Annotated in this window: 20 protein-coding genes; 13 read left to right on the forward strand and 7 right to left on the reverse strand. The window is 71.9% G+C overall.

The genetic code is table 11. The features are described 5' to 3' along the window. Positions 1-262: 262 nt before the first annotated feature. From ACWCPM_RS17985 to ACWCPM_RS18015, 7 genes are all read right to left on the reverse strand, one after another. Entirely contained in the window at positions 263-1,273 is a 1,011-nt protein-coding gene (locus ACWCPM_RS17985; RefSeq protein WP_450977151.1) for a LacI family DNA-binding transcriptional regulator, read from the reverse strand. Between the two features lie 103 nt (positions 1,274-1,376). Continuing rightward, the gene (locus ACWCPM_RS17990) at positions 1,377-3,419 is read right to left on the reverse strand and encodes a glycosyl hydrolase family 28-related protein (protein ID WP_450977152.1); all 2,043 of its coding nucleotides are present in this window, start codon (positions 3,417-3,419) and stop codon (positions 1,377-1,379) included. A gap of 270 nt (positions 3,420-3,689) precedes the next feature. Continuing rightward, positions 3,690-5,294, reverse strand: a complete 1,605-nt coding sequence (locus tag ACWCPM_RS17995) for a glycoside hydrolase family 13 protein (protein WP_450977153.1) — start codon at positions 5,292-5,294, stop codon at positions 3,690-3,692. 111 nt (positions 5,295-5,405) lie between these two features. Next, positions 5,406-6,281, reverse strand: coding sequence for a carbohydrate ABC transporter permease (locus ACWCPM_RS18000; RefSeq protein WP_450977154.1), 876 nt, complete (start codon positions 6,279-6,281; stop codon positions 5,406-5,408). Positions 6,282-6,322: 41 nt separating this feature from the next. After that, positions 6,323-7,282 (reverse strand): carbohydrate ABC transporter permease, encoded by a 960-nt coding sequence (locus ACWCPM_RS18005; RefSeq protein ID WP_450977155.1) that lies wholly within the window; start codon positions 7,280-7,282, stop codon positions 6,323-6,325. An 88-nt stretch (positions 7,283-7,370) separates the two neighbouring features. Next, positions 7,371-8,789, reverse strand: a complete 1,419-nt coding sequence (locus tag ACWCPM_RS18010; protein WP_450977156.1) for an extracellular solute-binding protein — start codon at positions 8,787-8,789, stop codon at positions 7,371-7,373. A gap of 481 nt (positions 8,790-9,270) precedes the next feature. Next, positions 9,271-9,849: a CGNR zinc finger domain-containing protein gene (locus ACWCPM_RS18015; RefSeq protein WP_450977157.1), complete on the reverse strand. Its 579-nt coding sequence runs from the start codon at positions 9,847-9,849 to the stop codon at positions 9,271-9,273. Positions 9,850-9,975: 126 nt separating this feature from the next. Here ACWCPM_RS18015 and ACWCPM_RS18020 point away from each other — a divergent pair, with 126 nt between their 5' ends. From ACWCPM_RS18020 to ACWCPM_RS18080, 13 genes are all read left to right on the forward strand, one after another. Beyond that, positions 9,976-11,286: an MFS transporter gene (locus tag ACWCPM_RS18020; RefSeq protein ID WP_450977158.1), complete on the forward strand. Its 1,311-nt coding sequence runs from the start codon at positions 9,976-9,978 to the stop codon at positions 11,284-11,286. Positions 11,287-11,722: 436 nt separating this feature from the next. Then, positions 11,723-13,012 (forward strand): ABC transporter substrate-binding protein, encoded by a 1,290-nt coding sequence (locus ACWCPM_RS18025; protein WP_450977159.1) that lies wholly within the window; start codon positions 11,723-11,725, stop codon positions 13,010-13,012. A 1-nt stretch (position 13,013) separates the two neighbouring features. Next, positions 13,014-13,949 carry a carbohydrate ABC transporter permease gene (locus tag ACWCPM_RS18030; RefSeq protein WP_450977160.1) on the forward strand — a complete coding sequence of 312 codons (936 nt, stop codon included), beginning with the start codon at positions 13,014-13,016 and terminating at the stop codon, positions 13,947-13,949. After that, positions 13,949-14,797 (forward strand): carbohydrate ABC transporter permease, encoded by an 849-nt coding sequence (locus ACWCPM_RS18035; protein WP_450977161.1) that lies wholly within the window; start codon positions 13,949-13,951, stop codon positions 14,795-14,797. Before ACWCPM_RS18030 ends, ACWCPM_RS18035 begins: the two co-directional genes overlap by 1 nt. Beyond that, positions 14,794-16,878, forward strand: a complete 2,085-nt coding sequence (locus ACWCPM_RS18040; RefSeq protein ID WP_450977162.1) for an alpha-galactosidase — start codon at positions 14,794-14,796, stop codon at positions 16,876-16,878. The genes ACWCPM_RS18035 and ACWCPM_RS18040 overlap by 4 nt, the downstream gene beginning before the upstream one ends. Positions 16,879-16,945: 67 nt before the next feature. Further along, positions 16,946-17,722, forward strand: coding sequence for an SDR family NAD(P)-dependent oxidoreductase (locus ACWCPM_RS18045; protein WP_450977163.1), 777 nt, complete (start codon positions 16,946-16,948; stop codon positions 17,720-17,722). Between the two features lie 64 nt (positions 17,723-17,786). Further along, positions 17,787-18,539 carry a FadR/GntR family transcriptional regulator gene (locus ACWCPM_RS18050; RefSeq protein WP_450977164.1) on the forward strand — a complete coding sequence of 251 codons (753 nt, stop codon included), beginning with the start codon at positions 17,787-17,789 and terminating at the stop codon, positions 18,537-18,539. Beyond that, complete coding sequence (dgoD, locus tag ACWCPM_RS18055) at positions 18,536-19,681, forward strand: galactonate dehydratase (RefSeq protein WP_450977165.1); 1,146 nt, start codon at positions 18,536-18,538, stop codon at positions 19,679-19,681. Before ACWCPM_RS18050 ends, dgoD begins: the two co-directional genes overlap by 4 nt. A gap of 2 nt (positions 19,682-19,683) precedes the next feature. Beyond that, positions 19,684-20,496 carry a hypothetical protein gene (locus ACWCPM_RS18060; RefSeq protein ID WP_450977166.1) on the forward strand — a complete coding sequence of 271 codons (813 nt, stop codon included), beginning with the start codon at positions 19,684-19,686 and terminating at the stop codon, positions 20,494-20,496. Between the two features lie 55 nt (positions 20,497-20,551). Continuing rightward, complete coding sequence (locus tag ACWCPM_RS18065; RefSeq protein ID WP_450977167.1) at positions 20,552-21,184, forward strand: bifunctional 4-hydroxy-2-oxoglutarate aldolase/2-dehydro-3-deoxy-phosphogluconate aldolase; 633 nt, start codon at positions 20,552-20,554, stop codon at positions 21,182-21,184. A 161-nt stretch (positions 21,185-21,345) separates the two neighbouring features. Then, entirely contained in the window at positions 21,346-22,230 is an 885-nt protein-coding gene (locus ACWCPM_RS18070) for an SMP-30/gluconolactonase/LRE family protein (RefSeq protein ID WP_450977168.1), read from the forward strand. Next, complete coding sequence (locus ACWCPM_RS18075; protein WP_450977169.1) at positions 22,227-23,216, forward strand: sugar kinase; 990 nt, start codon at positions 22,227-22,229, stop codon at positions 23,214-23,216. Before ACWCPM_RS18070 ends, ACWCPM_RS18075 begins: the two co-directional genes overlap by 4 nt. Before the next feature lie 552 nt (positions 23,217-23,768). Further along, positions 23,769-24,227: an SRPBCC family protein gene (locus tag ACWCPM_RS18080; RefSeq protein WP_450977170.1), complete on the forward strand. Its 459-nt coding sequence runs from the start codon at positions 23,769-23,771 to the stop codon at positions 24,225-24,227. The last annotated feature ends 113 nt before the right edge of the window (positions 24,228-24,340 follow it).

Consider the following 24,340-nt stretch of genomic DNA (forward strand, 5'->3'; position numbering starts at 1 on the left):
CCCAGCATGACTCCAATAAGGAACGGCGACGGCAGGACGATTTCTTGAGTAAATCTGTGACTCATTTGCATCGCCAGGGTGTCAGGTTTCTACTGCGTGATGGCTTTGTCAACGGTTCCGTCATGCACACGGCAGAGGATGCGTACCGGAACGACGAACGGCACCGGTGTCGGGGCCGCTCAGGGCGGCGGCGACACCGGTGCCGTTCGGGGAGACGGGCGGTCAGCCAGGGGCGGGAAGCCCGGGGGCGATCAGATGACGATCATCCAACGAGCGGCGGAGCGGTCGAGCCGCGGACGACGAGCTCGGGCTCGAAGAGCAGTTCGCCGGGGTGCGTCTGCGTCCCCTGGATCTGGGCGCAGAGCAGATCGACCGCCGCGCGGCCCATGGCCTCGATGGGCTGGCGCACCGTCGACAACGGCGGCTCCGTGCAGGTCATGAACGCGGAATCGTCGAAGCCGATCACCGACACCTCGGAGGGGACGGCGAGCCCCCGCCGGCGGGCGGCCCTGATGGCACCGAGGGCGAGCGGGTCGCTGGCGCACACGATGCCGGTGACCCCCCGCTCCAGCAGACGCGACGCCGCGGCCTGCCCTCCCTCCAGGGAGAAGATCGACCGCTCCACGAACTCGTCCGCCCACGGCATGTCGGCGACCCTCGCCGCCGCCCGGGCGGCCTCCAGCTTGCGCCGCGAGGGCACATGGTCGGAGGGGCCGAGGACCAGGCCGATCCGCTCGTGGCCGAGCGAGGCGAGATGGCGCCAGGCCTGCTCGACGGCGACGGCGTCGTCGCAGGCGACACACGGGAAGTCGAGTCCCTCTATCGACGCGTTGATCAGGACGACGGGGATCTTGCGCTCCGCCAGCTGGTGGTAGTGGTCGTGCGGCGCGTCGGCCTGCGCGAAGAGACCTCCGGCGAAGATGACGCCGGAGACCTGCTGCTGGAGCAGCAGGTCCACGTAGTCGGCCTCGGAGACTCCCCCGCGGGTCTGCGTGCACAGCACGGGAGTCAGCCCCTGCTGCGCGAGCGCGCCGCCGATGACCTCGGCGAACGCCGGGAAGATCGGGTTCTGCAGCTCAGGGAGCACGAGGCCGACGAGCCGGGCGCGCTCTCCGCGCAGCTGCGTCGGACGCTCGTACCCGAGGACGTCGAGGGCGGTCAGCACGGACTGACGGGTCGCCTCGGAGACCCCGGGCTTGCCGTTGAGGACACGGCTGACCGTCGCCTCGCTGACACCCACTTTCTTCGCCACCTGAGCAAGTCGTCGCGTCATACACGCAAGGGTAGCGCAAGAGCTGTGCAAGATGTGCAAGTGGATTGCATCGATTTCCTCCGCGAAGTCCCTACGTCCAGGTGGTTCGGTGTGCTGCGATGTCTCACCAGGGCGACGGTGCCGGCGGCGCCACGACCGGCGGGCGGTCGTCGCACGTGAGGGTGTTGGGCAGCAGCCAGTCGGCCAGCCAGCCTCCGTCGTTGCCGCCCCGGTCCGCCAGGACGAACTCCGAGCCCGTCGCGGGGAAGTTGAAGGATCCGCAGTTGTTGACGCCGACCGCGCCGACGTTCCTGGCGTCCACGTTCTCGAAGGTGGCCGAGCCCTTCGTGCGGGCGCTCACGACGGAGTTGCCGGTGCCGTCGACGCGGATGTCCTTGAAGTGGACGACCGGGATCTCGAACCGGTCCTTCACGCCCCACTCACTCACCAGCATGATCGCGTTGTGGGTGCTGTCGAGGTAGTGGTCGCCGGTGACACGGATGTCGGCGTCGACGCTGCGGTCGAGGGCGTAGAACCAGATGGCGCCCAGCCCGATCCGCCAGTTGAGGTCGAGGGTGCCGGCCCGCACGGTGGTGTTGTCGGTGAAGCGGAGGGTGCCGGTGAAGGGTTCGGCGCCGAAGCGGGCCCCGGCGTGCAGCGCGCTGCCCTCACGGACCGGGTCGGACACGAGGTTCCCGCTCACGGTGTTGTCCCGGCCGCCGTAGATCGCGATGCCGTTGGCGAGGGTCGGTGACTGGACGGTGTTGCGGGAGAACACGTTGCCGGCGTCGGCGGTGCCCTCGGACCACATGGCCAGGCCGTCGTCCCCGGTGTTGCGGACGAAGTTGTTGTGGACGACCGAGTCGGTCACGCCGGTGTGGAAGTTGAGGGCGTCGGCGATCTGGTCGGTGACGACGTTGTCCGTGACGCGTACGTCGCTCATCGGCCCGTCGAACCAGAGACCGACCTTGGTGTGGTGCAGGTACAGGCCGTCGACGGTGGAGTCGCTCATCGCGCCGCCGATGGCGTTGACCTGGTCGGTGTCGATCCGTTCGCGTACGTCACCCTCGATCGCGAAGCCCGACAGATGCACGTCACGGCTGCCGCCCTCCGCAGCGCTGCGGCCGTAGAGGCCGACCCCGGTGTGGCGCGAGCCGTCGGGGGCGGGTTCGTCCAGCGTGATCTGGCGGCCCTTGAGGATCGTGTGCCAGTTGCCGGCACCGGTGATCGTCACGTCGTCGACGACAATGTGCCGGTTGACCTGGTAGGTGCCGGGCGGGAGGTGGACCGGGCGGTCGACACGCCGGGCGTGGGCGATGGCGCGCTCGATGGCGGGGGCGGCGTCGCGCCGTCCGGTGGGGTCGGCTCCGAAGGCGCGCACGTCGACGCCGCCGCGCAGGGTCCGGGGCGGCGCGACCAGTTCGGAGTCGAGCAGGTCGACGACCGTCCACTGCGCGCGGCTGCCCCGGGGCACCGTCAGGCGCACACGGTCGCCGGCGCGGTGGGTGCGGCCGAGGAGCAGGCGCTGCTCGTCGTAGAAGTGGGTCGGGCGGAACGGTCTGGTGAACTGCGGCGCCGGTGTCGTCTCCGCCGGGACGCACGAGCACTCCGTGGTCCACCAGTCGGGGTGCAGCAGGTCGGCCTGCGGGTCGTTGCTGAAGGGGTACTGGTTGTAGAGCCAGGAGTACTGGGAGGTCAGCGTCATGGTGGCGCGGTGCCGGCCGTCGACGGTGACGTCGAGCGGCGCGGTGATGCCGCCGCCCCGCGGGGCGTCCGGGATGCTGTAGCGCACGGTGAGGGCGTTGGCGGCACGGGGCAGGACGAATTCGACGTACTCGCCCGGTGCGAGCCGGACGGCCGTTCTTCCCGACGCCTCCGAGGGCAGGGTGTACGGGGTCCGGTCGGGTCCGACGACCTCGCCGTTCGTCCGGGCGTTCTCCGCCTCCTGCTCGTCGAAGGCCGCGTCCGCGCCGCGCCCGGCGACGAGTGCCGGGTCGAGGGCGGCCCGGGTGACGACGGGGCGGGCGGAACCGGGGTGGTGGGGGCGCTCGGCGGGCGAGGCGGCGGCGACGCCTGGCGCCGCGGTGCCGAGACAGACGAAGGCGCACAGCAGCGCGGCGGCTCTCACGCCGGTGCGAGCGCGGGTACGGGCACGGCTCGGGAACATGGGGGCTCGATTCTGTCGATGAGGGCGTGGTGCGCCGGGACCCCGTGCGCCGGACGCGCGCACCGTGGTCACCCGGCGGTCGCCGGAGGCCGGTGTGCGCCCGGCGGTCGGGCGGGCCGGCGCCCTGTCCCTCCCGCGGTGCGGTGCGGTGCGGACGGGGCGACCGGGTCCGCCGGGTCCGGCAGGACGGGACGATCGGTCCCGCCGGGTCCAGCAGGACGGGGCGGTCGGTCCCGTACTGCGGGACGGACAGGGCGGTCGGCCGCAGGTTCAGGCCCGCAGCCACACCGCCGTGTCCCGCGGCAGGGTTCCGTCGGTGTGCAGCGGACCGCTCGCGAGCAGCAGCCGCTGGTGCGGCGGCAGGTCAGCCGGCCGGTCCGAGAGGTTGACGACGCAGAGCAGGCCGCCCGGGCGGGCGAAGGAGAGGACACCGTCCGCTGCGGACTGCCAGGTCAGGGCTCCGTCGCCGAAGCCCGGCTCGGCGCCGCGCACCAGCAGGGCCTCGCGGTACAGGGTGAGCATCGACTCCGGGTCGCTGCGCTGCCGGTCGACGGCGTAGCGGTCCCAGTCCGGTGGCTGCGGCAGCCAGGGGTGCGGCGACGTCCCGAAACCGTACGCGGGCGCGTCGGCCTCCCAGGGCAGTGGGACACGGCAGCCGTCGCGGCCCGGGTCGACGCCGCCGGAGCGGAAGTGCATCGGGTCCTTGATGTGGGCGCGCGGGATGTCGGCCTCGGGCAGGCCCAGTTCCTCGCCCTGGTAGAGGTAGACGGAGCCGGGCAGGGCGAGGGTGAGCAGGGCGGCGGCGCGGGCTCGCCGGGTGCCGAGCGCGAGGTCGGTGGGGGTGCCGAAGCGCTTCTTGGCGAAGTCGAAGCCGGTGTCCTCCCTGCCGTAGCGGGTGACGGTGCGGGTGACGTCGTGGTTGCACAGGACCCAGGTGGCGGGGGCGCCGACGGGGGCGTGCTCGGCAAGGGTCGCGTCGATGGTGGCGCGCAGTCGGCCGGCCTCCCAGGGGCAGGTGAGGAAGTTGAAGTTGAAGGCGGTATGGAGCTCGTCGGGGCGCAGATAGCGGGCGAAGCGTTCGGCGTCGGGCAGCCAGACCTCGCCGACGAAGACGGCGCCGTACTCGTCGGCGATCGCCCGCCAGGAGCGGTAGACGACGTGCAGGTCGTCCTGGTCGATGTAGGGGTGGGGGTCGACGCCCTCGACGAAGTCGGCGAGCGCGGGGTCCTTCATGAGCAGGGCGGCGGAGTCGATCCGCACCCCCGCGACACCGCGCTCGAACCAGAAGCGGAGCACGTCCTCGTGTTCCCTGCGGACGTCCGGGTGGGCCCAGTTGAGGTCGGGCTGCTCGGGCGTGAACAGGTGCAGGTACCACTCGCCGTCGGGGACCCGGGTCCAGGTGGTGCCGGAGAACTGGGAGGGCCAGTCGTTGGGCGGGAGTTCGCCGTTCTCGCCGCGTCCGGGACGGAAGTGGAAGCGCTCCCGCTCGGCGCTGCCGGGTCCGGCGGCCAGCGCCTCCTGGAACCAGGCGTGCTGGTCGGAGACGTGGTTGGGGACGATGTCGATGATGATCTGGACACCGAGGGCGGCGGCCTCGGCGATCAGTTTCTCGGCCTCGTCGAGGGTGCCGAAGGCGGGGTCGATGGCGCGGTAGTCGGCCACGTCGTAACCGCCGTCGACCATCGGCGAGGCGTACCAGGGGGTGAACCAGACGGCGTCGATGCCGAGTTCGGCGAGATACGGCAGTCTCGCCCGGACGCCCGCGAGGTCCCCGGTACCGTCGCCGTCTCCGTCGGCGAAGCTGCGCGGGTACACCTGGTAGATCACGGCGTCACGCCACCAGGCGTCGGTGCGGGGCGAATGAGGGGCTGCCACGGGGCATTCCTTTCGGGCAGGGTGGATCTCCGCCGCCGACCCGGACAGCGGGGCGTCGGACGAGCCGGCGGCGAAGGCTTCGGGAAGAGCGGTGGACCGGGCGCGGGGGCGTCAGCCCTTGAGGCCGCCGGCGGTGAGGCCGCTCATGATGTTGCGCTGGAAGACCAGGAAGATCAGCAGGGTGGGCACGGAGGCGATGGTCAGTGCGGCGATGAGCACGTTCACCGGGACGCCGTTGGACAGCGAGTAGATGCCGACGTTGAGCGTCTGCTTCGCGGGGTCGGGCAGGGTCAGCATCGGCCAGAGGAAGTCCTTCCAGACGCCGACGACCGCGAAGATCGAGACCACTCCGAGGATGGGCCGGGAGATCGGCAGCACGATCGACCACAGGGTGCGCACGGGGGACGCGCCGTCCATGGACGCGGCGTCGAGGAGTTCCTTCGGGATCGAGTCGAAGAACCTCTTGAGCAGGAAGATGTTGAAGGCGTTGGTGACGGACGGCAGCCAGATCGCCCACGGGGTGTTCAGCAGGTTCCGCTCGACGATCGGCACGTCCAGGACGGTCAGGTACTGCGGGACGACGAGCACGGTCGCCGGGATCATCAGGGTGGCGAGCATCATGCCGAGGATCGCCTTGCCCAGCACGGGCCGCAGCTTGGACAGCGAGTACGCGGCCGCCACGTCGAGGACCAGTTGGAAGGCGAGTGCGCCGAACGCGTAGTAGAGGGTGTTGAAGAGCAGCGAGGACAGGTCCATGACCTCCCAGGCGCGGCTGTAGTTCTCCGGTGCGAAGGTTCCCGGCAGCAGCGTCGGCGGTGTCTGGATGACTTCCTGGGCGTCCTTGAAGCCGCTGGAGACGAGCCAGTACAGCGGTCCGAGGAAGACCAGGGTGAAGCCGCCTGTGACCAGGGTGAAGACGGTCCAGTAGGCGGCCTTGGCGCGGGGCTTGGCACGCTGGGCCGGCGAGATGAGCGTACGCGTGGACATGATGTCTCTCTCTGTCTCTCTGTCTCTGTCTCTCTCCTGGCCTACTCGTCCTCGGCGCGGCTGAGCTTCACGTACGCCGCCGAGAATCCGGCGAGCAGGACGAGCAGGAGCAGACCGAGCGCGGCCGCGGCGCCGTAGTTGTTGAAGTTGAAGGCGTACTGGTAGATGAGGTAGACGACCGTGGTCGTGGACCCCTCCGGGCCGGCGCCGCCGGTCAGCAGGAACGGCTCGACGAAGACCTGCATGGTCGCGATGATCTGCATCAGCAGCATCAGGGAGAGGATGAGGCGCGTCTGCGGGATGGTGACGTGCCAGATCTTGCGGAAGATCCCCGCACCGTCGAGTTCGGCCGCCTCGTACAACTCGCCGGGGATGCCCTGGAGCGCGGCGAGGTAGATGAGGGCGGCGCCGCCCATGTTCATCCAGGTCGAGGCGATGACCACGGAGAGCATGGACAGGTCCGGGTCCTGCAGCCACTGCTGCTGTGGCAGGTGGAGGAGGCTCAGCAACTCGTTGAGGAGCCCGTATCCCGGGTCGTAGAGGTACTTGAAGAGCAGGACGGACGCGACCGGCGGGAGCATCACCGGCAGGTAGACCAGCAGTCGGAGGTACCCCTGCCCGTGGTGGAACTCGTTGATGACGATCGCCACGGCGAACGGGACCGCGAAGCCGAGGATCAGTGCCAGCACGGTGAACAGGAGCGTGTTGCGCCATGCCTGCCAGAAGGCCGGGTCGTTGAAGACGGTGGTGAGGTTCTCCAGGCCGACCCAGGTCGTGGTTCCGCTCTCGGTCTTCTGGAAGGCCAGCAGGAACTCCCTGACCATGGGGTACCAGGAGAACACCGCGAAGCAGACGACGGCTCCGACGAGGAAGCCGTGGGCCGTCAGGTTGCGCCGCAGGCTCTTGGCGAACCGGCCACCGGGCCGTGCGGGACCCGCCTCACGAGGCGTGGAGTGGCGGGACGGTCTCGCCTTGCTCGGGGTCAGGCTGGGGGCCGACATCGTCGCTCCTCGGTACGGGACTTGCGTGTCTGCTGCCGGGGCTGCCGCCGGGCGGGGCGGCCGCGGTGGGCCGGCCCGCCCGGTCATGTCACTGGTTGGCCAGGACCTGGTTGACCTGCGCCTCGGCGGTGGAGAGGAGCTTGTCGACGTCGGCGTCCTTGTTGGTGAGGATGCCGGACATCACGTTGTCGAGGACCTTGTAGATCTCCTGCGCCTTCGGCGGCTCGGCCTTGCCGGCGACGGGGTTGTCCATGAACGTCTTGAAGTTGGCGACCGGCATGGTGGCGTGCTCGGTGCGCGCGGCGTCGTCCTTGGCCTTGGACTCGTTCAGCCAGAAGTTGGGCTGCGGGACGCCGACCGGCAGGCCGTCCGCCTTGGTGCGCGCCCAGTCGAACTGGCCCTTGCCCACGGTGAGGTTCTTGAAGTTGAGCCAGGCGACGGCGGCCTTGATCTTGTCGCCGGAGATGCCCTGCTTGATCATGTAGTTGTTGCCGCCGGCCAGGGTGTTCTTGCCGCCGGGTATCGGGCCCATGCCGAAGTTCTCGTACTTGGCGCCGAGTTGCTGGACCATATAGGCGATGTCGTCGGGGGCGGCCAGGAACATGCCGAGCTTGTCGGTGGCGATCTGCTTCTGGAGGTCGCCCCACTTCAGCAGCTGGGTCTTGCCCATGCTGTCGTCCTCCCACCGCATCGCGTGGAGGTTCGCGGCGACCTGCTTGCCCAGTTCGTTGTTGAAGGCGGCCTTCTTGCCGCTCGCGTCCACGACGTCACCGCCGAGGCTGTACATCTGCGCGGTGAAGTGCCAGCCGCCCGTGTTGGCCGCGCTGTACTCGCCGAAGCCCGCGATGCCGTTGCCGAGGCCGGCGATCTTCTTGGCCGCGGCGCGGACCTCCTCCCAGGTGCGCGGCGGGTTGTCGGGATCGAGGCCCGCCTTCTCGAAGAGCTTGCGGTTGACCAGCAGGCCCATCGTGTAGTTGCTGGTGGGCAGCCCGTACAGCCTGTCCTCGTGCTTGAGCGAGCCGAGGACGTTCGGGTCGATGTCCTTCAGCGCGGGCACGGACTTGTCGTTGACGTACGCGGTGATGTCGGCGGCGCCGTCGTTGTCGAGCACCTGCGCGAGGTCGGTGAAGTACGTGTAGAACACGTCCGGCTGGGACTTGGCCTTGAGCATGGCCGTGAAGCGCGGCGGCTCCAGGCACTGGCCCGGGGTGGAGCGGCCCTCGATGGTGACGTTCGGATAGGTCTTGTTGAACTCGGCGACGTCCTGCTTCCACTCCTTGAGTTCCGCCGCCTTCGCCGCCGGAGGCATGCAGTCGATGGTGAGGGTCACCTTCGTCTTGGGATCCAGCGGGGCGGACGGATCTGACGAGCCGCTCCCCTTGGAACCGCCGTCGTCGTTGTTGTCGCTGCTGCTCGTGCCGCAGGCGGCGAGGGCGGTCAGCGTGAGGGCGGAGGCGAGGGCGACCGCGCCGGCGCGGCGGGTACGGCGGAACCGGGCTCTTCTCATGGTGGACCCCTTCGGGCATGAACGTGGAGTTCGCCCCACCACCGGTCGGTTGATGCGTTGTGGGGCGGGCCACACTCAACCACCCCCGACAAGGGGACGCAAGATATCGCGCTGATTTCGTAATTGCTCGACAATGAAACGTCAGAGGGGACATGGATCACTCTGATCACTGCATCAACGCTCGCAATGCCCGCACCAGCCGAGCGACTGGGGCCGGAAGGGCGGGTCGGTGCGAAGCCCGGCCGGGGTGCGGGGCGTTGTCGGTCTTTTGCGCGACGTCCTCGACCACACCTCGCCGGGCGACGGCCCCTTGCACACAACGGCCGGGAATCACGCGGGTCCGTCCAGGCGGCGGGCACGGGCGTCCGCGTCGCACGGGCCGTGGCGTGGACCGCGCTGTCGAGGCGGAGCTCCGGTTCAGACGGCGAGGACGAAGGAACGGACTCCGCAGTCCGGCTCCGGGAGTCGTGGAACTCCCGCGTCAGGCCTCGCGGCCGGCCTTCTTGCGCGCCCGGTAGGCGGCCACGTTGTTCCTGTTGCCGCAGCTCTCGTAGGAGTGCCAGCGCTGGGTGCGACTGCGGGTGGTGTCGTAGAAGGCGTGACCGCAGCGTTCGTTGGCGCAGACGCGGACGCGGGCCCAGGTGCCGTCGCCGACGAGTTCCGCCACGGCGAGGGTGATGCCGCCCACCACCGGGTCACCGGCCACCTGGCGCAGGCGCACCGTCCCGGGCGACGAGTAGTGCTGCCGCAACGCGACCGAGGCCGCGCGCTCGGTGAGTTCCGCCCAGCCGTCCGCCGCCTCGGCCGCGTCCCGCGCGGTGGCGAGGCGGACGAGGACCTCGCGCAGGGCCCGGATCTCCGCGACGCGCTTCGGCGACGGCGGCTCCGCGTCAGGCCGGCCGAACGGGCGCAGAACGGCGGCCGCCGTCTCCGGCGTGCCGAGGGCGTCCGGAAAGGCGTGGGCGGCGGTCCCGTGCGGGCGGGAATTCAGCAGGTCCACGACCGACGCGGCGGCCACGGGGACTTCTCGCGCCGGCTCGGATCCACGGGTGACGGTCACCTCTCCACCGTAACGCACAGGGTCTATCGCGAAAGGGGATTACATCGGCGGCCCGCCGCGTTGGGCGTAGGTATCTACATATTTCACCCATTACCTACCTCGCGTCCTTCTACGAGGAGAACCCCAGTGCACTCCAAGTTCCCGGCGAGGCGGGCACCGCGCGCCGTCGGTTTCTGGCTCCTGGCAGCCACCCTGCTGGCGGTCCTGGCCGCGTCCGCCGCCCCTTCCCCGCTCTACGTGGTCTATCAGGACCGCTGGGGCTTCTCTCCGACCGCGCTCACCGCGATCTTCGCCATCTACGTCGTCGCCCTGCTGGTCTCGCTGCTCACCGTGGGCGGGCTCTCGGACCACATAGGCCGGCGGCCCGTGCTCGCCGCCGCTCTGGTCGTCGAGGCCGCGTCCATGGTCGTGTTCCTCACCGCCGACGGCGTCGGCCCGTTGCTCGTCGCCCGGACGCTGCAAGGCTTCGCGACCGGCGCGGCGACCGGCGCCCTCAGCGCCGGGTTGCTGGATCTCCAGCCGTCTCCCGCCTCGGCCCTGGGACCGCTGCTGAACAGCGTGGCTCCCGCCGCCGGCCTGGCCGCCGGGGCGCTGGGCACCGGTCTGCTGGTGCAGTACGCGCCCGCTCCCACGACGCTGGTCTTCGCTCTGTTCACCGTGCTGTTCGTGCTGCTCGCCGCGGCGATGCTCGTACTGCCCGAGCCGGTCGCCCGGCGTGGGGGCGCCTGGGCCTCGTTGCGGCCTCGGGTGTCCGTGCCGCCGCACGCCCGGGGTGCCTTCCTTGCCGCGGCGCCCGCCCTGATCGCCACTTGGGCGCTGGGCGGCCTCTATCTGGCACTGGGTCCGTCGCTGACCACGGAGGTCCTGCATGTCGGCAGCCGTCTGGTCGGCGGTCTGGTGGTGACGACCCTGTTCGGGGCGGGAGCCACCGCCTCGCTGCTGGTGCACGGCGTGACGCCGCGCCGGGTGATCGTCGTCGGCTCCATGGCGCTCGCGACCGGCACCGGTGTCGGTCTGCTGGCCCTCGCCGCGTCGTCGGCTCCGCTGTTCTTCCTCGCGACGGCGCTCGCCGGCGCCGGTTTCGGCAGCACGTTCCTGAGCGCTTTCCGCGCACTGGCGGCACTGGCCGGCCCCACGGAGCGCGCGAAGCTGATCGCCTCCGTCTACGTCGTGAGCTATCTGGCCCTCAGCGTGCCCGCCGTGCTCGCGGGGCTCGCCGTGCCGTCGCTCGGGCTCAGCACCACGACGACGATCTACGGCGCCGGGGTCGTCGCGCTCGCCCTGCTGACCGCCGCGTCCACCGTATTCGTGCGCAGGCCGTCCGCCGCGCACTCGGTGATCCTGGCCTCCTCGGACGACCGCGACCCCGTGCCGGGCCGGCCGGAGGGAGCCCTGGCGGGCCGCACCGCGGGGCGGGGACCACACTCCGCCGGCTGATCGCTCCCGGATTGCCGAAGGGGCCTGAAGACCGCCGCCGACCTGCCGGCCCGCCGGCCGGTCGGCGCGGCACATGACGCCACAGGCTCCGGCGCCCGCACCCTTCTGTCAAGCCTTCGGCACCGCCCTGCCTCCACTTTCTATTAAATTAGGAATTAATGTTGACAGGGCCCCGACCGCGCGCCACAGTCATCGCCGTGACGCCGCCGGCACCTCCACACCGCGGTCCGCGTCACACCCTCGCCCTTCCCGAGCCGCGCGAAGGGCGGGCGACTTCTCACCCGTAGGTCCGCCCTTCCCCCCCCGCACCCAGTTCAAATAAATTAGTAATTATTCTTGACGTGGCGGGAGAGCCACGCGAACCTGGATCCGCGCTCGGGGGGCAGGGCCCCTCACGGCCGAAGCCCGACTCGCGCGGACCCGCAAGGAGTTCCCCATGACCGACCACCAGACCAGCCGACGCCGGTTCCTCGCCGGACTCGGCGCCGTCGGGACGACGGCGCTGCTCAGCGGCTGTGTCACCTCTTCCTCCTCCTCCGGCAAGAGCTCCTCCGGCGGAGCGGTGACCCTCCAGTCCAACCTCTCCTCCCCGCAGGCCAAGGCCGCGATGGAGGACCTCGTCGCCGCGTACGGCAAGAAGGGGTCCGGGCGCGCCACCCTCAACACCGTCGCGGCGGAGACCTTCCGCACGCAGCTGCCCACCTACCTCACCTCCGCCAACCCGCCGGACGTCTACACGTGGTACCCCGGCTCGGTCGCGGAGGCGTACGCGAAGAAGGACCTGCTGCTCGACCTCGGCGAGGTCTGGGAGTCGCCCGACCTGAAGAAGTATTCCAAGGCCCTGAACGGCCTGTGCACCGCGACCTCCGGCAAGAAGGTCTTCGTACCGACCACCTACTACTGGTGGGGCATGTTCTACCGGAAGTCGAACTTCGCCAAGTGGGGCGTCAGCGCGCCCGAGAGCTGGGACGACTTCCTCGACCTGTGCGACAAGCTCAAGAGCAAGGGCGTCGACCCCATCGGGATCGGCGCGGGCGGCAACACGCCCTGGGTCGCCTCGGCCTGGTTCGACTACCTCAACATCCGGATCAACGGCGCCGACTACCACCGCAAGCTGCTCGCCGGCGAGCACCGCTTCGACGACCCCGAGGTCCGCAAGGTCTTCGACCGCTGGGGGGAGGTGCACCCGTACTTCGACCCGAACGGCACCGCCCTCGCCTTCCAGGACGCCTCGACCTCGCTGCTCAACGGCCGTACCGGCATGATGCTGATCGGCACGTTCTTCGCCGACGCGGCGCCCAAGGACGCCCTCGACGACATCGACTTCTTCCGGTTCCCCGTCATCGACCCGAAGATCCCGCTGGCCGAGGAGGCCCCCACCGACGGCTACTTCGCCAGCGCCCGCTCGGGCCGCGCCGAACAGGTCGTCGACCTGCTGCGCTACTTCGCGACGGCCGAGGCCCAGGAGATCTACATCAAGGGTTCGTCGGGCACCGCCCTGCCGACCCACCCGGACGCCAAGGACTCCGGCACCGACCTGGTGAAGAAGGGCCGCGCCCACGTGGCCGAGGCCGCCGAGATCACCCAGTTCTTCAACCGGGACTCCAGCGACGCCCTCCAGCCCACCGCCGACACCGCGCTGACCAAGTTCCTGGCCAAGCCCAAGTCCGTGGGTGCCATCCTCACCGACTGGCAGCGCGACGCCGAGAAGATCTGGCGGGGCTGACGTGGCTGTCCTGACCGCCCCGGAACGCAAGGCTCCGGCCCGCCCGACGCACCGTGTCGGGCGGGGCCGGGGCCCCGGCCGGACCCCTCCGCTGGTGCTCGCCTTCGTCCTCGTCCCGCTGCTGGCGGAGGCGCTGTGGGTGTTCTGGCCGGCCCTTCAGGGCTTCTACCTCTCCCTCACCCGATGGGACGGCGTCTCCGCCCCGGAGTTCGTCGGACTGGCCAACTTCCAGGAGATGGCCGGCGACGAGATCTTCCTCGACGCGGCCGGCAACACCGTGCTGTGGCTGGTGCTGTTCGGTGGCCTGTCCGCGCTGCTCGGCCTGGCCACCGCGATGCTGCTCCAGCAGGAGCGGCGCGGCGTCGGCTTCTACCGCGCCGCGCTGTTCCTGCCCGTCGTCTTCTCCCTGGTCGCCACGGCACTCGTGTGGCAGGCGATCTACCAGCCCGACGGCGTCCTCAACCAGCTCCTGGAGTCCGTCGGCCTCGGGGGCCTGCGCCACGCCTGGCTCGCCGACCAGGACACCGCGCTGTACGCGGTGATCGTGCCGGCACTGTGGCGGCAGATCGGCTATGTCATGGTCCTGTACCTGGCCGGCCTGAAGGGCATCGACCCTGCCCTGTACGAGGCCGCCAAGGTCGACGGCGCCTCGGCGTGGCAGCGCTTCCGCCACGTCACCCTGCCTCAACTGCGCGGCGTCAACGCCGTCGTCCTGTCGGTCATCATCATCGACTCGCTGCGCTCCTTCGACGTCGTGTGGGCACTGACCCGCGGCGGCCCCTACCACTCGTCCGAGCTGCTGAGCACCTACATGTACTCGACCGCCTTCCAGTCCCTGCGCCTGGGCTACGGCTCCGCCGTGGCCGTCGTCATCTTCGTCCTGGCCTTCGGCGTCATCTGCTCCTATCTCGTCCGTGCCTTCAGGGAGGCGGACTGATGGCCCGCGACTCGGCGGCACCGCGCCGCAGAAAAGCCTCGACCGCTGCATTCCACCTGGGCGCCGGATCACTGGCCGTGCTGTGGCTGCTGCCCATCGCGCTCGTGCTGGTCACCAGCCTGCGCACCTTCGACGACGTCGCCGCGAACGGCCTGGGCAGCTTCCCGCGTTCCTTCACCCTCGCCAACTACGGTCAGGCCTGGGTCGACGGCGGCCAGCAGCAGGCCCTGATCAACAGCCTGATCGTGACCGTGCCGTGCGTGCTCGTGACGCTGGCCCTGGCGGCGATGGCCGCGTTCGGCCTCAGCCGCTACGAAATGCCCTTCCGGCGCACCCTGTTGCTGCTCATGCTCGCCGGCAACCTGCTCCCGCCGCAGATCCTGCTCATCCCGGTGTCCAAGCTCAGCGAGCTGATGGGCGTCTACGACACCCTGCCCGCCCTCATCGGGGTGCAGATCGGTTTCGGCGTCGGCTTCTACGTCTTCGTCCTGTACGGCTTCATGCGGTCCATACCGCCCGAGATCCAGCAGGCGGCGGTCGTCGACGGCGCCGGGCCCTGGCAGATCTTCTGGCGCATCATCCTGCCCCTGGCACGCCCCGCGCTGGCCGCGCTCAGCGCGCTGTCGTTCACCTGGATCTTCAACGACCTGCTCTGGGCGATCACCGTGCTGCGCAGCGACTCCAAGATGCCGATCACGGCGGCGCTCATCGGGCTCCAGGGACAGTACGTGTCGATGTGGAACGTGATCGCCGCCGGCTCGGTCATCGCGGCCGCGCCCACCGTGGCCGTGTTCCTCAAGTTCCAGCGGCACTTCGTGGCCGGCCTCAATCTGGGAGCAGTGAAGTGACAACCCCTCGGCGCTGGACCCTGCGCACGGAGAACACCAGCTACACGGTCCGCCTCTCCCCCGACGGCCCGTGGGCCGAGCTCGACGCCTGGGGCCCGCTCGGCGTCGAGGACGGCCCCTCCGCCCTCGAATGGTCGCACCGCACGCACTTCATCACGCCCGCGGACGCGGCGCCCGCCGAGTACGTCCCCCACGGCCTGCGCCCCTTCACCGGCGCCGACCTGGTGGCGTCGCGCGCCGGCGCCGAGCGTGGCGTGTGGTGGGAGTTCGCGTCGGCGGAGAAGGGCGACGGGACTCTGCGCCTCGCCTTCACCGACGACCTCCTGGGCCTGCGCACCGTCCTGTGCTACGAGTCCGTGCCCGGTACGGACGTCGTCCTGCGGTGGACCGAGCTGACCTGCACCGGCGACGAGGAACTGCGCCTGGAGCGCGTCGACTCGGCCGGGGTGAACATCCCCGTCACGGGCACGGCGCGGCTGACGTATCTCACCGGCCAGTGGTCGCAGGAGTTCCAGCGCACCCGACTCGACCTGCCCCGCGGCACCTTCACCATGGGCAGCGTCCAGGGCACCCCCGGCCACGCCTACGCGCCCTGGCTCGCGATCCAGGACAGCGCCGCGGAGGCGGCGTACGGCGTCGCACTCGAGTGGCCCGGCAACTGGCACATGACCGCGGAGGCCGAGCCGGGCGGCGCCGTCCGCGTCCGCGCCGGGCGCGTCCCGCACGAGGGCGCCGTGTTCCTGGCCCCCGGCGAGACCCTGGCCACCCCCCGGCTCGCCTGCGCCTTCAGCGCCGACGGCCTGGACGGCCTGGCCCGTGTCTGGCACCGCTACGAACGCCGGCTCACCGGTGAGCGCCTCGACCGTCCCCGCAAGGTCCTCTACAACTCGTGGGAGGCCACCGGGTTCGACGTCGACGCGGCGGGACAGCTGGAGCTGGCCAAGGTGGCCGCCGACATCGGAGCCGAGCTGTTCGTCGTGGACGACGGCTGGTTCACCGGCCGCGCCGACGACACCGGCGGACTCGGCGACTGGCATCCGGACCCGGCGGCGTTCCCGCAGGGCTTCGGCCGGTTCGTCGAGGACGTCCGCGCGCTGGGGCTGGACTTCGGCCTGTGGGTCGAACCCGAGTCGGTCAGCCCGGCCAGCCGTCTGTACGCCCAACACCCCGAGTGGGTCTACCGGATCGACGGCCGCCCGGCCCGGCTGGTCCGCAACCAGCTCCTGCTCGACCTCGGCCGCGAGGACGTCCAGGACTTCGTGATCGAGACGCTCGACCGGCTGCTCGGCGAGCATCCCGTCAGCTACCTCAAGTGGGACATGAACCGGCCGCCCACCGAGCGCGGGCGCCCCGGCACAGGGCACGCCGACCACCTCGACCTGGACGCCCAGCACGTCGCGGGATACCTCCGTGTGCTGGACCATCTGCGCGCCGCACACCCCGGCGTCACCGTCGAGGGCTGCGCCGGCGGCGGTGGCCGCATCGAGCACGCCACGATCGCGCGCACCGACGTCGTCTGGCCCAGCGACAACACGGCCCCGCTGGACCGGCTGGCCATCCAGCACGGCTTCCTGCACGCCCACGCCCCGCACGTCATGAGCTCCTGGGTCACCGACGCCCCCGGCGTGTTCGACCCGCGTCCGCGCAGCCTCGCCTTCCGCTTCGTCAACGCCATGTGCGGGGTCCTCGGCATCGGTGCCGACCTGCGGGCCTGGACGCCCGAGCAGCGTGCCGAGGCCGCCCGCTGGATCGCCCGGTACAAAGAGGTGCGCGACGTCGTCCACCGCGGGGACGTCCACCTCCTGGGCAGTCCGGCGGACCCCAGCTGCGGGGTGCAGTTCGACGACGCCGAGGCGGGCCGCACGGTCGTCGCGGCGCTCAGCACGGGACGCCTCGACGGGGCTCCCCTGGTGCCCGGCCGCCCCTCCCGGCTCCGGCTGCGGGGCCTCGACCCGACGGCGCGCTACCGGGACGACGCGACGGGGCACACGTACGGCGGCGCCCATCTGCTGCATCACGGGCTGCCCTTCGCCTGGAGCGCGGAGCACGACGCCGACCTCGTGGTGCTGACCCGGCTGTGAGCCCGTACGACATATGTTTCCAGGACGGCCGACCAGTCGTCCCGCGCCCCCGAAGGAGTTCAGCCCCATGACGGAGCAGCCCGCACCACGGCCCGGTGCACGTTTCACCGGTCGCACGGCGGTGATCACCGGGGCGGCCTCCGGGATCGGAGCCGCCACGGCCGAACGCCTCGCCGAGGAGGGCGCGGCGGTCGTGCTCGCCGACATCGCCGAGGAGCAGGGCGAGGCGGTCGCCGAGCGCATCGCCAAGACCGGCGCCCGGGCCCGGTTCGTGCGCGCCGACGTCTCCCTGGAGGACGACTGGACGCGGATAGCGGCCGCCGCGCACGCATTCGGCCCCGTCGACCTCCTCGTCAGCAACGCCTACACGGTCGAGGTGACGCCGGCGCACAGCATGTCCCTCGCCTCGTGGGAGCGGCAGCTCTCCGTGAACCTCACCGGCAGCTTCCTCGGCGTCCGGGCGCTGCTGCCCGATCTGCGCGAGCGCGGGGGTGCCGTGGTGCTGACCTCGTCGGTCCACGCGCACCGCGGCCTGCCCGGCCATCCCGCCTATGCCGCCACCAAGGGCGCCCTGCTGTCCCTGTGCGGCCAGCTGGCCGTTGAGTACGGGCCGCAGGTGCGCGTCAACGCGGTGGTGCCGGGCCCGATCCTGACCGCCGCCTGGGACAGGGTGACGCCCGAGGACCGGGAGCGCAGCATCGCCGAGACGGCGGCCCGCCGTTTCGGCGCCCCCGAGGAGGTGGCCGCGGCGATCGCCTTCCTCGGCGCCGACGAGGCCTCGTACATCACCGGGACCTCGCTCGTGGTGGACGGCGGCTGGAGCGTCGTGAAGGCCTCCGCATGATCCCGCGCCCCGTGCCTCCTCACGCGCTCCCCTCGCGCGCCCCACAGCAGAAAGGCTGTAGACGATGACGCCCTATGCCCGCCGCGGCGTGCACGGCCAGACCGTGGAAGTGCTCGCCCGCCGCATCCTCGGCGGTGAGATCCCCGAGGGGAGCACGCTGGACCTGGTGGCGCTGCAGAGCGAGTTGGACGTGAGCCTGACCGCCCTGCGCGAGTCCCTGAAGGTGCTGGCCGCCAAGGGGATGGTCGACGCGCGCCAGCGGCGCGGCACCTTCGTGCGCCCCCGCGCGGAGTGGAACCTGCTCGACGCCGACGTGCTGCGCTGGCAGTTCGAGGGCGGTGGCGCCACCGACGCGGACGAGTTGCTGCTGCGCAACCTCGGCGAGGTGCGCGCCATCATCGAACCGGCCGCCGTGCGCCTGGCCGCCGAGCGCCGCACCGACGACGACCTGGCCGCCCTGGAGGGCGCGCTGGCGGCGATGGAGCAGGAGGGCTCCGACGCCGCCCACGCCGTCGACGCCGACCTCGCCTTCCACCGCGCGCTGCTCGCCGCGACCCACAACGAGCTCCTCGAACGCATGGAGATGGTGATCGAGTCCGGTCTCGCGCACCGCGACCGGATCGTGCACAGCTCGCCGCACAGCGGGGACCCGGTCCCGGCCCACCGTGCCGTGCTGGACGCCGTCCGCGACCGTGACGCGCGGGCCGCCGAGGCCGCGATGCGCGCCCTGCTGGACCAGGCGGGCCGCGATCTGGCCCGGATCGGCACCGCCGACGACGAGACGCAGGACAAGACGGAAGGTGCCCGCCCTCAGTGAAGATCACCCGTATAGAGACCTTCCTCGTCCCGCCGCGCTGGCTGTTCTGCCGTGTGGAGACCGACGAGGGTGTGGTGGGCTGGGGCGAACCCGTCGTGGAGGGGCGCGCCGAGGTCGTCCGGGCCGCCGTCGACGTCCTGGCCGAGTACCTCATCGGGCAGGACCCCCTGCGGATCCAGGACCACTGGCAGGTGCTGACCAAGGGCGGTTTCTACCGCGGCGGTCCTGTCCTGTCCAGCGCCGTCGCCGGCCTGGACCAGGCACTGTGGGACATCGCCGGGAAGACCTACGGCGCCCCCGTGCACGCCCTGTTGGGCGGACCGGTGCGCGACCGGGTCCGGGTCTACGCCTGGATCGGCGGCGACGAGCCCGGCCAGATCACCGAGCAGGCGGCGGCCCAGGCCGAGGCGGGCTTCACCGCGGTGAAGATGAACGCGGCCGGAGCGACGGCGCCGGTCACCACCGCCGCCGAGACGGCCGCGGTCGTCGCCCGGGTGGCCGCCGCCCGCGAGGCACTCGGCCCGGAACGGGACGTCGCCGTCGACTTCCACGGCCGCTTCAGCGCGGCCGGTGCCCGGCGCGTGCTGACCGAACTCGCCCCGCTGCACCCGCTGTTCGTGGAGGAACCCGTCGTCCCCGAGCAGAGCCATCTGCTGCCCGGCCTGGTCGCCGCGAGCCCCATCCCGCTCGCCACCGGTGAACGGCTCTACGGACGTGCCGAGTTCCTGCCCGTGCTCGCCGCCGGTGTCGCCGTCGCCCAGCCCGACCTGTCGCACGCGGGCGGGATATCCGAGGTGCACCGCATCGCCGCGCTCGCCGAGACCTACGGCGCGCAGCTCGCCCCGCACTGCCCGCTCGGCCCGATAGCCCTGGCGGCCAGCCTCCAGATCGCCTTCGTCACGCCGAACTTCCTGATCCAGGAGCAGAGCCGGGGCATCCACTACAACAAGGACGCCGACCTGCTGTCCTACCTGGTCGACACGGAGCCGTTCCGCTTCGTCGACGGCCACGCCGTCCGCCACGACACCCCGGGGCTCGGCATCACCGTCGACGAGGACGCGGTACGCGCCGCCGACCGCACCGGTCACGCCTGGCGCAACCCGGTGTGGCGGCACCCCGACGGCTCCTTCGCGGAGTGGTGAGCATGCCGCTGGAGGTCATCACCGACCTTGCGCACGGTGGCCGTTGGACGTCCCTGCGCTCCGGCGGGCGCGAATGGCTGTGGCGGGGCGAGGCATCCGGGCGGGCGGACGTCGTGCCGGGCGACGCGTTCGTGGACGCGGGCGGACTGGAGGAGTGCGTCCCCACCGTCCGCGGCACGCCCGACCACGGGGACGCCTGGTCCCGGGCCTGGACACGCGAGGCGGACCGGGACGTGGTGCGCGCCGACGGCTACACGCTGACCCGGCGTATCCGCGCCACCGCGGACGGGGCCGAGGCCGACTACGTGCTGACGGCCGAGGCCGGTTTCCGCTTCGTCTGGGCCGCCCACGCCCTGCTCGACCTCTCCGAGCGGGCGAGCCTGCGCCTCCCCGAGGCCGCGCGGACCCGCCTGTTCCCCGAGGCGGCCCCGCTGCTGGACCGGCCGTGGCCGGACGGCGCCGCGTGGGTCGAGGGCGACTGGCCGGCCCCGTGCGGCGTGCGCATGGACACGCTCGGCCCGGACGACGGCACCGCGGTCGGAGCCGTCGTGGACGCCTCCCTGGCCTGCGTCCACGACGGGCCGGACCGGCTGTCCCTGGCCCTGGAGGCCGACGGTCAGCCGGTCTCCGTCGCGCTGTGGCGCAACCTGGGTGGCTTCCCCGCCCCGCGCCCCTACCGCAGCACGGGGGTCGAGCCGATGCTCGGCCGGGTCTTCGACCTCGCCGAGGCGGGCCCCGGTGACGCCGCCCGTGTCCCCGCGTCCGGAGAGGTGCGCTGGCGGCTGACGCTGGGCGCGCACTGCCGCTGTCCCTGAACCGGCCCACCACAATCCGTGTGCGCCTCCTGCGAGAACGAGAAGGAACCCCTCCATGGATCTTCGAGCGGCGCTGGCCGCCCACCGCCTGGTCGCGATAGTCCGCGGCTCCGATCCCGATGCCGCGCTGCGCACCGTGCTGGCGCTCACCGAGGAGGGTGTCGAGCTGATCGAGGTGTCCCTCAGCGGCGAGGACGCCCTGTCCGTGATCGAGCGGGCGTGCGAGGCGCTCGGGCCCGACCGCCCGCTCGGTGCCGGCACCGTCCTGACCGCGGACGACGCCCGTGCCGCCCACCGGGCAGGCGCCCGCTGGGCCGTCACACCGGCGGTCGGTGAAGGCGTCGGCGCCGCGCACGCGCTCGGCATGCCGGTCCTGGCGGGGGTGATGACCCCGACCGAGATCCTGGCCGCGCGCACGCTCGGCGCCGCGGCGCTGAAGGTCTTCCCCGCCGCGCAGGCCGGCGGCCCCGCCTATCTCCGTGCCCTGCGGGGCCCGTTCCCGCACGAGCTGTTCGTGCCGGTGGGCGGCGTCGACGAGGAGGCCGCGGAGGCGTATCTGAGCGCCGGGGCGAACGCCGTCGGGGTCGGCTCGCCCCTGATCGGCGACGCCGCCGACGGTGGCAGCCTCACCGAACTGCGGGCCCGCGCCCGCGCCTTCCTCTCCGTCGTACGGAAGGCCACGCCGTGACGTACGACCGTCGCAGCGAAAGCCCCGCGGTGACCGGCGACCGTCCCACAGAGGGTCCAGCCGTGACCGACGACCGTCGTACAGAGGGTCCAGCCGTGACCGACGACCGTCATGAGGAAAGCCCCGCCGTGACCGGCGACCGTCGCACAGAAGGCCACGCCGTGACCGCTGTCGAAGCCCTCCGTCCCGATCGCCTGGAACTCGGTGAGGGCATCCGCTGGACGGACCGCGGGATCGTCCTCGTGGACATCCTCGCGGGCCGCCTGCTCACCGCCGCGGGAAGCCCCGCGGACCCCCTGCGGGAGGTGGCCCGACTCCCCGTCCCCCTCGGTGCCGTGGCACCCGTGGCCGGCGCTCCCGGCAGCTGGATGGCCGCCGCCGGCACCGGGATATGCCTGCTCGCCCCCGACGGATCGACGCGCTGGCTGGCACAGCCCGAGGCCGACGCGGACCGGCCCATGCGCATGAACGACGGCACCGCCGACCCGTTCGGCCGCTTCTGGGCGGGCAGCATGGCGTACGACGCCGACGAGGGCCGCGGTTCCCTGTACCGGGTGGACGAGGACGGCACGGTGACCCGTGTCCTCGACGGCATCACGGTGCCCAACGGACCGGCGTTCACGGCGGACGGCGAGGTCATGTACCTGGCCGACAGCGCGCGGGGAGTCATCAGGCGTCACTCCGTCGACCCGGCCACCGGCGGCCTGGGGAGCGCCGAGGTCTTCGTGACCGTCGCCGACGGCAGCCCCGACGGCATGGCGGTGGACGCCGAGGGCGCGGTGTGGGTCGCCGTCTGGGGCACGGGAACCGTACGCCGGTACCTCCCGGACGGCCGCCTGGACCGCACCCTGCGGCTGCCCGCGCGACAGCCCGCCGGTGTGTGCCTCGAGAGGGACCTGCTGCACATCACGACCGCCCGCGTGGGGCTCGCCGCGCCCGGTCCTCTCGACGGCGCCGTGTTCACCGCCCGGGTGGACGTGCCGGGCCGGCCCGCGGACGAGTACCGCCATCGGGCGTCGCTCCCGTCCCCGAGGGAGGCGTCGTGACACGGGCGTGGCGGCCCGCCGAGGGACGGGTCGTCTGCGTCGGGGAGACGATGGCCGCGCTCGCTCCGGCCCCGTCCGAGTCGCTGGAGACCGCCGGGGACCTGCGGCTGTCGGTGGCGGGGGCGGAGTCGAACGTGGCGATGTACCTGGCCGATCTGGGTGTCCCCGTCTCCTGGCTGTCCGCGCTGGGCGACGACGCGCTGGGGCGGCGGGTGCACGCGGCGGTCGCCGCGTCGGGCGTCGACGTCGCTGCCGTGCGCCGCGACCCGGAGCGGCCCACGGGCCTCCTGGTGAAGGATCCCGCCGGGTCCCGTACCCGTGTGCACTACTACCGGGGCGGCTCGGCCGCCTCGGCCCTGGGTCCCGACGTGCTGAACGACGACTGCCTGCGCTCCGCCTCCCTCGTGCATCTCACGGGCATCACCCCGGCGCTGTCCGCGTCGTGCCGGGCACTGGTGGAGCGGGCGCTCGCCACCCCGCCGGGCGGGCGGACCCACGCCGTCAGCTTCGACGTCAACCACCGGCCGGCGCTGTGGCCGCCCGGCACGGCCGCCGGCGTGCTGCGCGACCTGGCCGATCGCGCCGACATCGTCTTCGTCGGGCTCGACGAGGCACAGGAACTCTGGGGCGCCGCCCTGGAACCTGCGGACGTACGGGAGTTGCTGCCGCGTCCGCGTCTGCTGGTCGTCAAGGACGGTGGCCGCGCGGCCACCGCCTTCGGCGAGGACGGCGTGTGCTCCGTGCCCGCGCCGCGCACGGAGGTGGTGGAGGTCGTCGGCGCCGGTGACGCGTTCGCCGCCGGCTTCCTCGCCGGACTCCTGCGCGACGGGGACAGGGAACGGGCGCTGCGCCTCGGACACATCACGGCGGCGTCGGCCCTCCAGGTGACCGGTGACCACGGCACGTTGCCGGACGCCGCCCGGATCACCCGGCTGCTCGGCCTCCCGGCGGCGCAGTGGGCGGGGCAGCCGGCGTCGGACTCCTGAGGGGGCCAGCGGCAGCCGAGGTGACGCGGACGACTCCCCCGCCGCCGCCCGGCACCCGCGCCTCAGTCGCGGGTCGCGGGAAGCGGGTCGCGGGGTGTCCCGCGTCCGTCCCGACGAGGCAGGCCGTGAGGACGCGGCACGGGCGGGGTTCCCCTCGACCCCGGCGTGACCGAGTCGGGGATCGGACACGTGCTGCTGGGCGCGAACCCGGCGGCGATGGCGCTCGACCCCACCCGCCGCCCGCTCACCGAGGCCACGGAACGGGCGAAGGTCAGCCGCTCGGCCGACTTCGCGGAGCCGTACCCGGCCGAGTTCCCCGCCGAGAACGGCGCCGCTCAGGGGGCTGCCGGACAGGGGGGCGGCTCCGCGTGGGCACACCGTTCGCCTCGCGGGGCGCGCCAGGGTGCCGGTAGGGTCGCGATGCCGCCACGAAGGGCGGCGTGGCTCTCGCGCACCGTCACTCGGGCACGGGACAGCCCCGGCGACCTCGCCGTCCGGCGGACGTGCGCAGCGGGCGCGGGACCCATGCGACTCAACCGATCAGGGGTACGCATGTCAGGACGGTTTGAAGCGACGGTCGAGATCGATCGGCCTGTCCAGGCGGTGTTCGACTACCTCGCCGACGGGCGCAACGATCCGCAGTTCAGCCCGCGGGTGCTCAGGATCGAGCGGGTTCCCGACGCGCCCACCAGCGTGGGCACGGTCTTCCGGAGCACCGTCAAGGACGCCGGCATGAAGTCCGCGAGGGAGTTCCGCATCACCGAGCTCCGGGCGCCGGCACGGATCCGCTGGGCCGAGGTGTCGAAGAACAGCGTGACGGCGCGCGAGGGCGGCTACGACCTGGAGCCCCTGGACGGCGGAAGGACCCGGGTCCATCTCTACAACGTCCTGGAGGGCCACGGACTGGGCAAGCTCCTGGTCGGACTGGCCGTCGCGGCCAACCGCAAGGACGCGCCCGCCTTCGGCGCCCGTATCAAGGCGGCGGCGGAAGGGGCGATCGCCCGGCCCTGAGACCGGTCCCGAGCCGGCCGTGCCGTCCGCGCCCCCGCCGCGCCCCCGCCGGGCCCGCACCGGCCGACCGTCCTGCTCGGCGTGATCATCGCGATCCTCGCGGGCTTCACGCC

It is taken from the genome of Streptomyces sp. NPDC002309 (assembly GCF_053593375.1).